The sequence below is a fragment of the Streptomyces sp. ICBB 8177 genome (assembly GCF_003144095.1).
Taxonomy (GTDB): Bacteria; Actinomycetota; Actinomycetes; order Streptomycetales; family Streptomycetaceae; genus Streptantibioticus_D.
Window position 1 is genome coordinate 2336398 of sequence record NZ_NSKH01000018.1, and the last position, 14441, is coordinate 2350838.

A 14441-nucleotide genomic window follows, 5' to 3' on the forward strand; every position below is an offset into this window, starting at 1 on the left:
CTCACCCGCCCAGCACCGCGCGCATCACCGCCTGCGCGATCGGCGCCGCGTCGCCGCCGCCGGAGATGTCGGAGCGGTCGGCCGCCGCGTCCTCGACGACCACGGCCACCGCGACCGGCGCCACCGGTGCGTCGTTGGGGCGGGCCCAGGCGATGAACCAGGCGTACGGCGTACCGGAGTTGCCCACGCCGTGCTGCGCGGTGCCGGTCTTGCCGCCGACGTCCACCCCGGGGATGGCGGCGTTGGACCCGGTGCCCTTGGTCACCACGTCCGACATCATCCGCTGCAACTGCACCGCCGTCGACGGGTCCATCGCCTGCCCCAGCGCCCGCGGGCTCGTCGCGGTCAGGGTGCGTCCGCGCGAGTCGGTCTGCCGCGCCAGCACGTACGGGGTCATCAGCTCGCCGTCGTCCGCCACCGCCGCGGCCACCATCGCCATCTGCAACGGCGTGGCCCTGGTGTCGTACTGCCCGATCGAGGACAGTGCGAGCTGCGCGCCGTTCATCGAGGTGTCGAAGACCGACTCGCTGACGCCGGACGGGATGTGCAGCCCGGGGTCGTCGAAGCCGAAGGCGCGCGCGGTGCGCACCATGGCGTTCAGCCCGACGTCCACGCCGAGCTTGGCGAAGACCGTGTTGCACGAGACCTGGAAGGCGTAGGCGAGCGTGGCGTTCGCGCAGCCGCTCGCCTCGTTGCCCAGCCGGGTCGAGGTGCCCGGCAGGGTGTACGGGTCGGGGGAGCGGGTGGGCGCGTCGACATCCCCGACCGTGTCGGCGTCAAGCGCGGCGGCCGCGGTGACCACCTTGAACGTGGATCCCGGCGGATAGGTCTGGCGGATCGCGCGGTTGAGCATCGGCTGCGCGGGATCGGCGGTCAGGCGCGTCCAGTCGGCGGTGGCGGCCGTGCCGGTGGCCGCGAAGCCGCCAGGGTCGTAGGACGGCGAGGAGACCAGCGCGAGGATCTTGCCGGTGGCCGGTTCCAGCGCGGCCACCGCGCCCTTGCGGCCGTCGAGACCGTCGAACGCGGCCTTCTGCGCGGCGGGCAGGATCGTGGAGTACACCCGGCCGCCCGGGTTCTGCTCGCGGGCGATCGCGTTCCACAGCGGCACCCGGGCCAGTCGCGGATCGGTGCCCGACAGCACCGCGTCGCCCGCGTTCTCCAGCAGCGTCGTGCCGTAGGTCTGCGAGGCGTAGCCGGTGACCGGCGCGTACAGCGGTCCGCTGGTGTACGTGCGCGCCCAGCGCAGCGGCCCGCCGGTGCGGCGGTTGCCGGTGAGCCGGGTGGTGCCCGCGTAGATCTCCCCGCGCGGCTGGGTGTAACGGGTGAGCACGGCGCGGCGGTTGGCCGGGTTGCCGTTGTACGACGAGGAGTTGACGACCTGCACACGCGTGGCGTTGACCAGCAGCGCGAACAGCAGCAGGCCGAGGAACGCGGCGGCGTGCCGGACGTGGCGGATCACGCGGCGGCGTCCCTTCCGGCGCGAGGCCTGCCCGGCGGGGCGCCCGCCCCCGGTTCCGCCCGTACCGGGCGCGGCGCCCTGGCCGAGTCGCTCAGCCGGATCAGCAGGGCGACGATGACCCAGTTGGTGACCACCGACGAGCCGCCCTGCGCCAGGAACGGCATCGCCATGCCGGTCAGCGGGATCAGGTCGGTGACGCCGCCCGCGATCACGAAGACCTGCAACCCCAGGATCGCCGCCAGCCCCACCGCCAGCAGCCTGCCGAACGGATCGCGTACCGCGAGACCCGACCGCAGGCCCCGGGCAACCAGCAGCGCGTACAGCAGGAACAGCGCGGACAGCCCGACCAGGCCCAGTTCCTCGCCCGCGGTGGCCAGGATGAAGTCGGACTTCGCGGCGAACCCGATCAGGATGGAGTGCCCCTGGCCGAGCCCGGTGCCCAGCAGGCCGCCCGCGCCGAACGCGAACAGCGACTGCGCCAGCTGACCGGCGCCCCGGCCCGCGGCGATGCTGGCGAAGGGGTGCAGCCAGTTCTCCACCCGGCTGTGCACGTGCGGCTCCAGCCGGCCCACGGCGACCGCACCGGCCGCCGCCAGCAGCAGCCCGACCGCGATCCAGCCGCGCCGCCCGGTGGCCACGTAGAGCATCACCACGAACAGCCCGAAGAACAGCAGCGACGTGCCGAGGTCGGTCTCCAGCACGAGCACGCCGATGCTCACGCCCCACACCACCAGGATCGGCCCGAGGACCCGTCCGGTGGGCAGCTGCACCTTCCACACCAGCCTGCGCCCGGTGTACGCCAGCGCGTGGGTGTGCGCGGCCAGGTACGCGGCGAAGAAGACCACGAGCAGCACCTTGGCGAACTCCCCGGGCTGGATCGAGAAGGCCCCCAGCCGGATCCAGATCCGCGCGCCGTTGATCGCCGGGAAGCCGATCGGGATCACCAGCAGCACCAGCGCGACCGTCATCGACAGATAGCCGTAGCGGGCCAGCGCCCGGTGGTCGCGCAGCGCCAGCACCACCGCGACGAACAGCGCCACGCCGAGCGCGGACCACACCATCTGGGTGGGCGCCGCCACGTCGTGCGGGGTCTGGAGGTCCAGGCGGTAGATCAGCACCAGGCCGGCGCCGTTGAGCAGCACCGCGATCGGCAGCAGCAGCGGATCGGCGTACCGGGCCCGGCGGCGCACCGCGAGGTGGGCCGCAACGGCGAGCGCGGCGAGCGTCCCGCCGTACCCGGCGACGTTCGGCGGCACCGTGCCGTGGTGGGCCAGCCCGACGTCCACGTAGCCGTAGACGGTGATCAGCACGGCGAGCGCCAGCAGCGCCAGCTCCACGCCGCGCCGCCTGGGCAGTCGTACGGCCGGCACGGGAGCGACAGCCCGGGGAGCGCTCATGGCTCGCAACCTAGCAAGCGGTGACCGTTATGTCCGGTATGGAGGCGGTGGCGGATGCCGGGTATGGCGGGGGCGGCGGCCGGGGCGATGCGTTGCGTATGGCGGTGGCCAGAGTTTTGATGGGTGAAGGTTCTGTACGCGTTTGTTGCGTTTTACAGCTAAAGGTCGATTCATTCCTTTCCCCACACGAACGTCTTCCTTGACGGAAGGTCCTCGTATGTCATCCCAGGCAGAAGCTCCCCAAGCACCGCCGGGAACCCCGGACGCCGATCCGCTGCGGTGGTGGGGTCTGACCGTCATCGCCATCGCCCAGCTGATGATCGTGCTGGACGCCACCATCGTGAACATCGCCCTCCCCACCGCCCAGGCCGACCTGCACATCTCGGTGGCCAACCGGCAGTGGGTGATCACCGCCTACACCCTCGCCTTCGGCGGCCTGCTGCTGCTCGGCGGCCGCATCGGCGACCTGTTCGGGCGCAAACGGGTCTTCATCATCGGGCTGCTGGGCTTCGCGGTGGCCTCCGCGCTCGGCGGCGCCGCGCAAGGCCAGGAGATGCTCTTCGCGGCCCGCGCCCTGCAAGGCGCCCTCGGCGCGATCCTCGCCCCGGCCGCCCTGTCCCTGCTGACCACCACGTTCACCGAACCGTCGGAGCGCGGCAAGGCGTTCGGCATCTACGGCGCCATCGCCGGCGGCGGCGCGGCCGTCGGCCTGGTGCTCGGCGGGCTGCTCACCGAGTTCCTCAACTGGCGCTGGTGCCTGTTCGTCAACACCCCGATCGCCATCGTCGCGGCGCTGGGGGCGACCAGGACCCTGCGCGACAACCTGCCGCAGGCGGCCCGGGTACGGCTCGACTTCGTCGGCGTGCTGCTGGGCTGCGGCGGCCTGCTGGCCATCGTCTACGGCTGCACCGAGGCGGAGACCCACGGCTGGAGCTCGCCGCGAGTGCTGGGGCTGCTGTGCGGCGGCGGCCTGCTCCTGGTGCTCTTCGCGCTCTTCGAGGGCCGGGTGCGCAACCCGCTGCTCCCGCAGCGCATCGTGCGCGACCGCAACCGCGGCGGCTCGGCGCTCACCGTGGCCCTGGCGGTCATCAGCCTGTTCGGCACGTTCCTGTTCCTGACCTACTACCTCCAGACGATCAAGGGCTACTCGCCGGTGATCGCGGGTGTCTCCTTCCTGCCCATGACCGCGGGCATCGTCTTCACCTCCACCCAGGTCTCCAGCAGGCTGCTGACCCGGGTCCAGGCGCGGATGCTCATCGTGCCCGGGCTGCTGCTGGTGGCGGCCGGGATGTTCCTGCTGGTCTTCCTGCGCGCCGACAGCTCCTTCGCCGCCGTCGTGCTGCCCTCGGAGATCCTCATCGGGCTCGGCATGGGGCTGGTCTTCATGCCGTCGATGAGCGTGGCCACGTCCGGAGTGCGGCCGCAGGACGCCGGCGTGGCCTCGGCGGTGGTCAACACCGCGCAGCAGGTGGGCGGTTCGATCGGCACGGCGCTGCTCAACACCATCGCGGCCAGCGCGGCCACCGCGTACATCACCGCCCACGCGACCAGCCCGCCCGTCAGCAAGGGTCTCCAGGTCACCGGCACCGTGCACGGCTACAACGTGGCGTCGGCCACCGCCGCCTGCATCATGCTGGCGGCCGCGATCCTCGCCGCGTTCCTGATCAACCACCACCCGGACCGCTACGAGGCGGCGGCCCGCAGCCGCAGGGAGTCCGAGGCTCAGTCGGCGGCGTGAGGCGGGCAGCGAGCCGGGGCACCCGGCGTGCGGGGGGAGGGCGCCTGCGGGGCGCCGGCGCGCGGGGGAGGGCGCCCGCGGGGGCGCCGGTGTGCGCCGGTCGCGCGCCGGCCCGCCATCTCGGCGTCGCGGGATTGTCAGACCCCTGTCCTAGGGTCGGGTCATGGACAGCGAACTGGCCGACCTGCCGTACGCGGACCTGCTCCAGCCGCACACCGGCGGCCTCGACGTCGAGGGGCGCTACGACACGCTGCACTTCGACGGCCTCACGCTGCGCGGCCGGGACGCGGCGGGCTCCACGTTCCTGGAGTGCGCGGTGACGGACTGCGTGCTGGAGGAGGGCAGCCTGCGCGGCTCCCGGCTGAACGACGTGTGGCTGCGCGGCACGCGCTTCGTCGGCACGAGCCTGGTCGAATCAGGCTGGCTGGACTCCACCGCCACCTCCTGCGTCCTCGCGGGCGTGGAGGCGCACGGCGCGTCGCTGCGCCGGACGGTCTTGCGGCGCTGCAAGTTCGACTCGGTCAACCTGCGCGGGACCACCTCGCGCGAGGTCGTCTTCGAGGAGTGCGTGCTGCGGGACGTCGACTTCGGAGGCGCCTCGCTGACCGACGTCTCCTTCCCCGGCTCGTCGCTGGAGCGCCTCCACCTGGCGAAGGCCCGGCTGACCCGCGTCGACCTGCGCGGCGCCACCACGCTGGACCTGGCCGACGGCCACGAGGCGCTGCGCGGCGCGGTGATCAGCCCCGCCCAGCTGATGGACCTGGCCCCCGCGCTCGCCGCCGCGCTGGGCATACGCGTCGAGCCGTAGCCTTCCCGCGGCTTGCCCCGAGCGACGGTCCGCCTCAGCCGTCCACCCAGTTGTGGGTGCGCACCAGGTCCATCACCCTGCGCCGCACCTGGACCACCTGGCCGGCCGTCAGCGTCGGCACGCCGTCCAGCAGCGCCTCGGTCAGCTCCTGCTGGAAGTCGCGGTACGACAGCACGTCGCACAGGATCTCTTCGTCGTCATCGCGCCGGGGCGCCAGCAGGTGCACATCGGAGGCCTTCAGCCCGCGGTCGCCGTCCTCCACCTCGAAGCCCACCCGCAGCCCCGCGCGGTAGCGGTGCTTGTCCTCGCGCAGGTCGTTGGCGTGTACGAAGACGTCCTCGCCACCGTCGTCCGGGGCGATGAACCCGTACCCCCGCACGTCGTCGAAACGCACGATCTTGCCGGTGACCACCACGCCCACGCCCACTCCCGCACCCTCAACCGCCCGAGATCCGGCCCGAGCCTACTCCCCGCCCGTCCCGGCGGCACGAGCCCGGTGACGTCGCGCGGTGAGCCCCGCCGCCCCCCACACCACCACCGACGCCGCCCCGAGGGCCGCACCCAGCACGCTGACCGCCGTCCAGCCGCCCTCGTCGTAGGCGACCGGGGCGAGGGAGGAGCCGATCGCGCCGCCGATGAAGTACGTCGTCATGTAGGCGGAGTTGATGCGGCTGCGCGCCTCGGGACGCAGCCGGTAGACCTGGCTCTGGTTGGTCACGTGCAGCCCCTGCACCGCGAGGTCCAGCACCACGACGCCGACCAGCAGCCCGTACAGCCGGTGCCCGCCCAGCCACAACGGCAGCCAGGACAGCGCCAGCAGCACCGAGGTCACCGTCGTCGCCGCCGCGGCGTGCCCGCGGTCCGCGATCCGCCCGGCCGCGCTCGCCGCCAGCGCGCCGGCCGCGCCCAGCAGCCCGAACAGCCCGATCGTGCCGTCCGCGTAGTGGTACGGCGCCCCCGACAGCAGGAAGGTCAGCGCGGTCCACAGCACCGAGAAGACCGCGAACGCCAGCGCGCCCAGCACCGCCCGCAGCCGCAGCACCGGCTCCTCGCGCAGGATGCGCAACGTGGAGGCCAGCAGCGCCGGGTAGCGCAGCCCGGTCCTGGCCGGCGCGGCGGGCAGCCGGAACCACAGCGCCCCGGCGAGCAGCACCATGGCGACCGCCGCGACCACGTACACCGTGCGCCAGCCGCCGAGTTGCTCCAGGTAGCCCGCCACCGTCCTGGCCAGCAGTATCCCGAGCAGCAGCCCGCTCATCACGGTGCCGACGACCTTGCCGCGCTCGGCGTCCGTCGCCAGGTCCGCCGCGTACGGCACCAGCACCTGCGCCGTCGTCGCGCCGAGGCCGACCGCCACCGCGGCGGCCAGCAGCAGCGGCGCCGAGGGCGCGGCGGCCATCGCGGCCAGCGCGCAGGCGGTGCCGACGGCCATCACGGGCACCAGGCGGCGGCGGTTGAGCAGGTCGCCCAGCGGCAGCAGGGTGATCAGCCCGGTCGCGTAACCGAGCTGGGTGAGGGTGACGGTCAGCGCGGCGGCCGAGTGCGAGACGCCCAGCCCGCTCGCGATGGCGTCCAGGAGGGGCTGGCTGTAGTAGAGGTTCGCCACGCAGACACCGGTGGCGACGGCGAACAGCCACACGGTGCCGTGCCCGATGCGCGGCGTCCCCACCGGATCGCCGGTCGGAACGGGGGTGGTGTGCCGTGATCGGACTGGCATACGACCATGCTCGTCTTGGGGCGCGGACCGTGTCCACCGCGTTTCGCCTGCTGAACCGATCCGACACAGTCAACCACTAATCAACTCAACCCAACATCGGCCGCTCGCCGCGGGGTCGGCGTGTGGCGCGGTTCGGTATCGCAATCGTCCCAAGTCTTGACAGGGACATCGGCATGTTGGTGACATCTGACGGGTCACGTTCGATTGTGTTCTTTTCCAACCCCGCGGGGAGGGGCCATGGATCGTTTTTCGCCCACCGGCCGAGGCACGGCCACCACGGGCGGCCCGCTGTCCCGGCGCTCGCTGCTGCGCGGCGCCGCCCTCGGCGTCGGCGCGGCCGCGTTCGCGCCGCTGGTGACCGCCTGCGGCGGCAAGGGCACGCCCACCGGCGCGGCCGCCAAGACGGTGACCTTCGGTTCGAACGCCGCCGTTCCGCAGCCCAAGGGAGCCTACGAGACGCTGTTCGCCGCCGCGGGCAAGGCGACCGGGCTGACCGTCAAGCCCAACTGGGTCGACCACAACACGTTCCAGCAGAACATCTCCACCTACCTGCAGGGCAATCCGGACGACGTCTTCAACTGGTTCGCAGGCGAGCGCATGCAGTTCTTCGCGGGCCAGGGTCTGGTCAGCGACGTGGACGACGTGTGGTCGGCGATCGGCGCCAACTACACCGACGCGATGAAGGCGCAGAGCAAGGGCGCCGACGGGCACTACTACCTGGTGCCGTTCGACTACTACCCGTGGGCCGTCTTCTACAGCAAGAGCCTGTGGAAGTCGAAGGGGTACCAGGCACCCACCACGTGGGACCAGTACGTCGCGCTGGCCAAGAAGATGAAGGGCGACGGGCTGATACCCATCGCCTTCACCGACAAGGACGGCTGGCCCGCGATGGGCACGTTCGACTACCTCAACATGCGCATGAACGGGTTCGACTTCCACATCGACCTGATGCGCAAGGGCGACAAGTGGAACACCCCGCAGGTCAAGGCGGTCTTCGACCAGTGGCGTGAGCTGATCCCCTACTACTCGCCCGGCTTCCTGGGCCTGACCTGGCAGGACGGCGCGCAGCAACTCCTCAACGGCAAGGCCGGGATGATGGTCATCGGCCTCGACCAGATCGGCACCATCTTCACCGGTGACAAGGCCGACGACCTGGCGTTCTTCCCGTTCCCCGAGGTCAATCCCACGTACGGGCAGCAGGCCGTCGAAGCGCCCATCGACGGCTTCATGGTCTCCAAGTCGCCCAAGAACAAGCCCGGCGCCACCAAGCTGCTGAAGTACCTCGGCACCGCCAAGGCCCAGCAGCTGTGGCTCGGCACCAACCCGGCCGACATCGCCACCGCCAACGGGGTCGACACCAGCAAGTACACCGCCCCGCAGAACGCCGCGGTCAAGCTGATCACCTCGGCGCGCAACCTGTCGCAGTTCATGGACCGCGACACCCGCCCCGACTTCGCCGACCCGGTGATGCTCCCGGCGATCCAGAAGTTCCTCAACGATCCCAGTGACATCGGCAGCATCCTCAGCAACGTCGACAAGCAGGCCAAGTCCATCTGGGCCAGCGGGAGTTGACGCGTGAGGCAAGGGCTCGGGCGGGCGAGGACGAGGCAGGGGCCCGGGCGGGCGAGGACCACGGCGAGGACGGCGAGGAAGCGATGACGGGAGTGCGGGCCCCGGCGGCCATGCGAGGGCGGCCCCCGAAGGCCGCGGGCGGTGGCAGACGAGGGCGGCTGCGGCAGCTCACCGCCCGCGACCGGTTCACACTGACGCTGATGGCGGGCATACCCACGCTGATCACCGTGGCGTTCGTGTGGGTGCCCGCGGTCGCGTCGGTGGTGCTGTCGTTCTCCAGCTGGTCGGGGTACGGGGACTTCTCCACCATCCAGTGGGTGGGCCTGGAGAACTACCGGAACATCTTCACCATCTACCCCGAGTTCCAGCCCGCCATCGAGCACAACCTCGCCTGGCTCGCGGTGTTCTTCTGCGTTCCGGCGCCGCTCGGGCTCTTCCTCGCCGTCCAGCTCGACAAGCAGATCCGCTTCTCACGGATCTACCAGAGCATCCTGTTCCTGCCGGTCGTGCTCTCGCTGGCGCTGATCGGCTTCATGACCGAGCTGATCTTCTCGCCCACCCAGGGCCTGGTCAACAACCTCACCGGGCACGCCGACCACCACGTCATCGACTGGCTCGGCGACCCCCACCTGAACATCTGGGCGGTCATGGTGATGGCGTGCTGGCGGCAGACCGGCTACGTGATGGTGCTCTTCCTGGCCGGCCTGAAAAGCGTCGACCCGTCGCAGAAGGAGGCTGCCGCGCTCGACGGCGCCGGGGGCTGGCAGACCTTCCGCCACGTGGTGTGGCCCGCGCTGCGGCCGATCAACGTGGTCGTCCTGGTCGTCACCGTCATCGAGTCGCTGCGCGCCTTCGACATCGTCTACGTCATCAACAAGGGCACCGACGGACTGGAGTTGCTGTCGGTCCTGGTCACCGACAACATCATCGGCGAGGCCAGCCGCATCGGGTTCGGCTCCGCGCTCGCCACCATCCTGCTGGTGATCTCGCTGGTGTTCATCGTGCCGTACCTGATCTCCATGTTCCGGAAGGACGAGCGCGCATGACCGCCGTCACCACCGACCGCCCGGCCCGGCCCGGCGCCGCCGACCGCCCGGCGGCCCCCCGCCGCTCCCCGAGGGCGACCCGCGCCGCGCTGCACGTCTTCCTCGTCGGCACCTGCGTGGTGTGGCTGGCCCCGCTGATCTACGCGTTCTACACCGCGCTGCGCCCGTACGCGGACACCGCCCGCCGCGGCTACGTGTCGGTGGGCGGCTCGTACGGTGTCGGCAACTTCGAGACCGCGTGGACGCAGGCCCAACTGCCGCACTACTTCTGGAACTCCGTCGTCATCACCGTGCCCGCGCTGGTGCTGACGCTGCTGCTGTCCAGCATGGTGGCGTTCGTGGTGTCCCGCTTCTCGTTCCGCATCAACATCGCGCTGCTGATGCTGTTTACCGCGGGCAATCTGCTGCCCCAACAGGCCATCATCACCCCGCTGTTCAAGATGTACCAGCTCATCCCGCTGCCCACCTGGCTGGCTGCCTCGGGCAAGCTGGACGACTCCTTCCTGGGCCTGATCCTCATCCATGTGGCGTTCCAGACCGGCTTCTGCGCCTTCGTGCTGTCCAACTACATGCGGACCATCCCCAAGGAGCTGGGCGAGGCCGCGCTGATGGACGGCGCGTCGGTGTGGCGGCAGTACCGCCAGGTGATCCTGCCGCTGTGCCGCCCGGTGCTCGCGGCGCTCGCCACGCTGGAGTTCACCTGGATCTACAACGACTTCTTCTGGGCGACCGTGCTGATGCAGACCGGCTCCAACCGCCCGGTCACCGCCGCGCTCAACAACCTCACCGGCGAGTTCTTCGTCAACAACAACCTGATCTCCGCGGCGGCGCTGATCGTCGCGGTTCCCACGCTGGTGGTGTTCTTCGCCCTCCAGCGCCAGTTCGTCTCGGGCCTGACGCTGGGGGCGAACAAGGGGTGAGGCGCGCCGGCTCGCGCGTTCAGCTCAGCCGGACAGCCATCTGGTCGCGCACGGCGGCGACCTCGGTGGCGTACGCGGCCAGGTCGACGGACCCGGCGGCGCGCGGCTTCGCGAGGTTGTCGTAGACCAGGGCGATGGTCCCGTCGTCGGCCCAGACGCACAAAGGCGCCGGCCGGCCGGCGTTCGGGCCCTTGCGCGCGACGGCGACGCCGCAGGTCAGCGGGGAGCCACCGGAGGAGGGCGTGACATCGCGCGGAGCCACGGCGAAGGTCGTGCCGTCCGCGCCGACGGCCTGCGCGAACTGACGCCGGTCGAGGTCCGGCACGTAGACCTTCCCGTGGAACCCGTCGACGACGAGTGTCTCCTGCTGCGAGCCCGCAGGGGCGACGCGGGCGTAGTAGGCGTTCGTGGCGTGCAGGTCGGCGTAGTGCAGGGGGTCGTCGCGGTGCCCGTCCAGCGCGGCGTCCGCCCTGCCCCCGTCCGTCGTCACCAGCCGGAAGTCACCGCCCAGCAGCGTCTTCGGCGTGCTGAGGGTGTATTGGGGCGGACGGGTGTAGACGTGGTGGTAGTCGCCGGCGATCTTGTAGATGGGAAACCCGACGACTGACAGGAGCAGCCCGGCCACGACGAAGACCCAGGGATTGCGCGGTTTGCGCGGGGGCTCGGGGACGGCGAAGTACGGCTGGTGGGGCGGGTAGGGGTTGTAGTTGTAGGGGACGGGGTGGCCGTCGGGTCTGGCGGCGCTGTCGTCGGCGGCTGCCGGGGCGTCGGTGGTCGCGGTGGGCGTGGGCTGCCCGGCGGGCACGTCGGGCTGAGGCGTGGACATGCTGGAGTCGGTCCCCCCTGCTGGTGGCGCGGCATGGCGTGCGGCAACGGAACCCCCCGGCGCGACGCCATGTCATGTACGCGTTGTGATGAGGCGTACATCATGCCGTACGCCTCGATCGCGCGACATGGGGGAACGCCGGGCTCACGCCGGCCTGTGGGTCTTCCCGGAGTGTGGAAGCCCGCGCGTGCGGCAGGCATGAGGGGTGAGCGACGACGAACAGCCTTGGGCGTCCTGTCCGATGGGGTCGGTCACGCGCTGGCGGACGGCCCCTGGGTCGCGACCGTCGTCACCGAACGGCTTGGTAGCGGGCTGGAGTAGACGACGCTCGTGGTGACGGACCCCAGGGCGGCAATGCGGCCCGTGGTGCGTTCCAGGTCGCGCATCGAGCGAGCAACGACCTTGAGCACGAAGCAGTCCTCACCCGTCACATGGTGGGCCTCCACGATCTCGGGTGTGGTGTCGAGCAGGTCGTGGAACGGCTTGTAGTTGCCAGTGGGGTAGCGGAGCCGGACGAAGGCAAGGATGTCGAACCCCAGGGCCGCGGGACTCACGACGGCGGTGTAGCCGGAGACGACCCCGATTTCCTCCAGCCGGCGGACTCGTTCCGTGACGGCGCTCGGCGACATGGAGACGCCACGGGCCAACTCCGCGTAGCTGGCCCGCCCGTTGCTCTGAAGGGCTTCCAGGATGCGGATATCCGTGACGTCAAGGGAATCAGCGGCCATGGTCGATAGGTACCACGAAAGCCACGGTCAGAGGTGAGCAGTGCCGTGGATCGTGGGTTCTGGAGGCGGGGGCCGGAAGCATAGCGTGCGGCACATGACCAAGACCCAGATCAGCGCCGCCCTCCGGGTGCCGCCGGCGGCACCCGCCGAGGCCGCCGCCTTCTTCGGCGCACGCCTCGCCTTCCAGGCGGATGTGTCGGATGTCCATGCCTCACTGGAGTCCGGTGACCCCGGCTTCGTCCTCGTCGACTCACGGGGAGACGCCGCGTGGGCGCAGGCCCGGGTACCGGGTGCGGTGCACCTGCCCACCGCCGAGATCCCGGAACGCGCCGCGGGCCTGCTGGACCCCGCGGTCCCCGTCATCACGTACTGCTGGGGGCCCGGCTGCGACGGCGCGACCCGTGCGGCGCTCGCTCTCGCCCGGCTCGGCTACCGCGTCAAGGAGATGATCGGTGGCATCGAGTACTGGATACGCGAGGGACTCCCCGTCGAGGGGGCGGGCGGCGTTGAGCAGCGGGCCGCCGACCCGTTGACGGCACCGATCGGGTCCGTCGACTGCGCTTGCTAGTGGCGGCTCGGGGGGCCCAGGAACGCAGCCGGAGACGAATGACTCACGAGGGATGGTTCGTCGCGGTGAAGGCGCTCGACGACGTACCGGCCGGCCCCGCGTCGTTCAGCAGTTCTTTCGCGGCAGGCCCGACAGCATGCTTAGCCCCAGCGACGAGCGGCACAACTCACGATGGTGGCCAACGGTGGCCGTGCTCCTGCGGTTTCCTCCCAGATGGTCTTCCACCCGCTGGAAAGCTCCGGCGCGCACCGTCCGTGTGGCTGGTCCACCACACCACCGAGAAGCGACCAGTGGAACCGGCACAGCCCAACGACACCGGTGCAGTGCCGTCTTCTGGAGCGCGCATACCTCCGGAATCGTTTGTCACCCCGTTGTGTCCGGCAAGGCTTTCGTCAACCTGAATCCTTGCCGGAGACAAGGGGGTGACAAGCGTTTCCGGGAGGGGGCCGGTTCCGCGTTGAGGGCGGTGAGGCGACCGAACGGTCGGCGGCCGGAAAGACGGGGCCGCCGCCCCGCGCCACACGTCCGCTGCCCAGGGAGGACGTGAGGGCGATCATCGTTCAGAGTCGCCGGGCGAGGGTGAGGAATGCGTTCCAGGCGGGGGCGCCCTGGGGGAAGGTGGAGTTCGGCCAGTTGACCGTCTGGTCGGGCGCGCTGCTTCGGGCGCCCGACCAGGTCCTGCCTCGGTTACAGATACGGGCGGGTGATCAGCTCGATCGCGTGGCCGGCGGGGTCTTTGAAGTACACGCCTCGACCGCCGTGCTCGTTGTTGATCTCGCCTGGGCGGCGCATCTGCGGGTCGGCCCAGTGCTCGATGTCGCGATCACACAGCCGCCGATACGCGCGATCGAACAGCTCGTCGTCGAGCAAGAACGCGTAGTGCTGCATCTGGATCTCCACCGGCGGCTCGGCGAACTGCAGTAGCACGCCGTCGGTGAGCTGGATGTTGGTGAACGGGCCCCAGGACGGCGCTTCTGAAAGTTCCAACAACTCCCGGAAGAACCGGGCCGACTCGTTGCGGTCCTTGGCAGCGATGATGGTGTGGTTGAACGTGGCTGTCATTCGGCTGACCTCATGGTTGTTCGACACGGAAAACGGACTCGGGTTGCGCGAGTGCCGGGAGGTCCGCGTGCCGAACTGAGGGGGTGCCTTCTTCGCACCCACCGTGCGATCAGCCCTCCACCGGGCGGCCAATCTGTGCGTGGCGTAGCGCCGGTCCGGTGTTCACGATGGGTGACCCTACTTGATCGGACTGACCGCCACAACAGGAAGGCGATCGGCTGCGGTTGGTTCGTCAGGCGGCCTTGGCCGGGTAGTCAGTCCGTGATCGGATCGGTGAGTCGGAAGCAGGGTTCGTCTTCGGTTCGGGACGGGCCCTGCGCCAGCGGACGTAGAAGCGCCAGCGGACGTAGGAGGCGATGGCCGCGTTCTGCTCGGCGTGGCTGCGATGGTCGGTGCCGTTGAGGGCGAAGTAGCACAGGGCGGCGAACTCGGCCTCGGCCCAGTTCAACCAGAAGCACAGCCACCCTCGGAGCCGCTGTGGCTCGACTTGCGCCACGACAGGGCGCAGTCGTCGCCGGAGCTGCCGCTCTAGCTGCTCTTGAACCAGGCCAGGTCGGACGTGTCCATGGCGCTCCCTGGAGTTGGCGGGTCGCCTGCTGG

Annotated in this window: 14 protein-coding genes and 1 pseudogene; 6 read left to right on the forward strand and 9 right to left on the reverse strand. The window is 70.6% G+C overall.

The window, feature by feature from the left end:
* Position 1: 1 nt before the first annotated feature.
* Together CK485_RS19000 and CK485_RS19005 are read right to left on the reverse strand one after the other, a co-directional pair.
* Positions 2-1459, reverse strand: a complete 1458-nt coding sequence (locus CK485_RS19000) for a penicillin-binding transpeptidase domain-containing protein (RefSeq protein ID WP_109452116.1) — start codon at positions 1457-1459, stop codon at positions 2-4.
* A complete protein-coding gene (locus tag CK485_RS19005; RefSeq protein ID WP_109452118.1) occupies positions 1456-2856 on the reverse strand; it encodes an FtsW/RodA/SpoVE family cell cycle protein in 1401 nt (466 codons plus the stop codon). Before CK485_RS19005 ends, CK485_RS19000 begins: the two co-directional genes overlap by 4 nt.
* A 217-nt stretch (positions 2857-3073) precedes the next feature.
* Here CK485_RS19005 and CK485_RS19010 point away from each other — a divergent pair, with 217 nt between their 5' ends.
* Together CK485_RS19010 and CK485_RS19015 are read left to right on the forward strand one after the other, a co-directional pair.
* Positions 3074-4594: an MFS transporter gene (locus CK485_RS19010; RefSeq protein ID WP_109452120.1), complete on the forward strand. Its 1521-nt coding sequence runs from the start codon at positions 3074-3076 to the stop codon at positions 4592-4594.
* A 163-nt stretch (positions 4595-4757) separates the two neighbouring features.
* Entirely contained in the window at positions 4758-5402 is a 645-nt protein-coding gene (locus tag CK485_RS19015; RefSeq protein WP_109452122.1) for a pentapeptide repeat-containing protein, read from the forward strand.
* Between the two features lie 34 nt (positions 5403-5436).
* On the opposite strand, the gene CK485_RS19020 is transcribed toward CK485_RS19015, so the two are convergent.
* Both CK485_RS19020 and CK485_RS19025 read right to left on the reverse strand, forming a co-directional pair.
* Positions 5437-5823 carry a cold shock domain-containing protein gene (locus CK485_RS19020; RefSeq protein WP_342673487.1) on the reverse strand — a complete coding sequence of 129 codons (387 nt, stop codon included), beginning with the start codon at positions 5821-5823 and terminating at the stop codon, positions 5437-5439.
* Between the two features lie 42 nt (positions 5824-5865).
* Entirely contained in the window at positions 5866-7119 is a 1254-nt protein-coding gene (locus CK485_RS19025; RefSeq protein ID WP_109452124.1) for an MFS transporter, read from the reverse strand.
* 237 nt (positions 7120-7356) lie between these two features.
* Between CK485_RS19025 and CK485_RS19030 the strand changes: the two genes are divergently transcribed.
* From CK485_RS19030 to CK485_RS19040, 3 genes are all read left to right on the forward strand, one after another.
* Positions 7357-8691: an extracellular solute-binding protein gene (locus CK485_RS19030; protein WP_109452126.1), complete on the forward strand. Its 1335-nt coding sequence runs from the start codon at positions 7357-7359 to the stop codon at positions 8689-8691.
* Between the two features lie 110 nt (positions 8692-8801).
* Entirely contained in the window at positions 8802-9737 is a 936-nt protein-coding gene (locus CK485_RS19035) for a sugar ABC transporter permease (RefSeq protein ID WP_241968489.1), read from the forward strand.
* Complete coding sequence (locus CK485_RS19040) at positions 9734-10657, forward strand: carbohydrate ABC transporter permease (RefSeq protein WP_109452130.1); 924 nt, start codon at positions 9734-9736, stop codon at positions 10655-10657. The genes CK485_RS19035 and CK485_RS19040 overlap by 4 nt, the downstream gene beginning before the upstream one ends.
* Positions 10658-10676: 19 nt before the next feature.
* On the opposite strand, the gene CK485_RS19045 is transcribed toward CK485_RS19040, so the two are convergent.
* Together CK485_RS19045 and CK485_RS19050 are read right to left on the reverse strand one after the other, a co-directional pair.
* Positions 10677-11483: a hypothetical protein gene (locus CK485_RS19045; RefSeq protein ID WP_109452132.1), complete on the reverse strand. Its 807-nt coding sequence runs from the start codon at positions 11481-11483 to the stop codon at positions 10677-10679.
* A 251-nt stretch (positions 11484-11734) separates the two neighbouring features.
* Positions 11735-12211, reverse strand: coding sequence for an Lrp/AsnC family transcriptional regulator (locus tag CK485_RS19050; protein ID WP_109452134.1), 477 nt, complete (start codon positions 12209-12211; stop codon positions 11735-11737).
* A gap of 94 nt (positions 12212-12305) precedes the next feature.
* Here CK485_RS19050 and CK485_RS19055 point away from each other — a divergent pair, with 94 nt between their 5' ends.
* The gene (locus CK485_RS19055) at positions 12306-12779 is read left to right on the forward strand and encodes a rhodanese-like domain-containing protein (RefSeq protein ID WP_109452136.1); all 474 of its coding nucleotides are present in this window, start codon (positions 12306-12308) and stop codon (positions 12777-12779) included.
* Between the two features lie 687 nt (positions 12780-13466).
* Here CK485_RS19055 and CK485_RS19060 read toward each other — a convergent pair.
* The 3 genes and pseudogenes from CK485_RS19060 to CK485_RS29745 all read right to left on the reverse strand — a co-directional run.
* Complete coding sequence (locus CK485_RS19060) at positions 13467-13841, reverse strand: VOC family protein (protein WP_031487478.1); 375 nt, start codon at positions 13839-13841, stop codon at positions 13467-13469.
* A 232-nt stretch (positions 13842-14073) separates the two neighbouring features.
* Entirely contained in the window at positions 14074-14289 is a 216-nt protein-coding gene (locus tag CK485_RS19065) for a hypothetical protein (protein ID WP_199239391.1), read from the reverse strand.
* Between the two features lie 11 nt (positions 14290-14300).
* Positions 14301-14408, reverse strand: a pseudogene (locus CK485_RS29745) (DUF397 domain-containing protein); the annotation flags it as partial.
* Between the last annotated feature and the right edge of the window lie 33 nt (positions 14409-14441).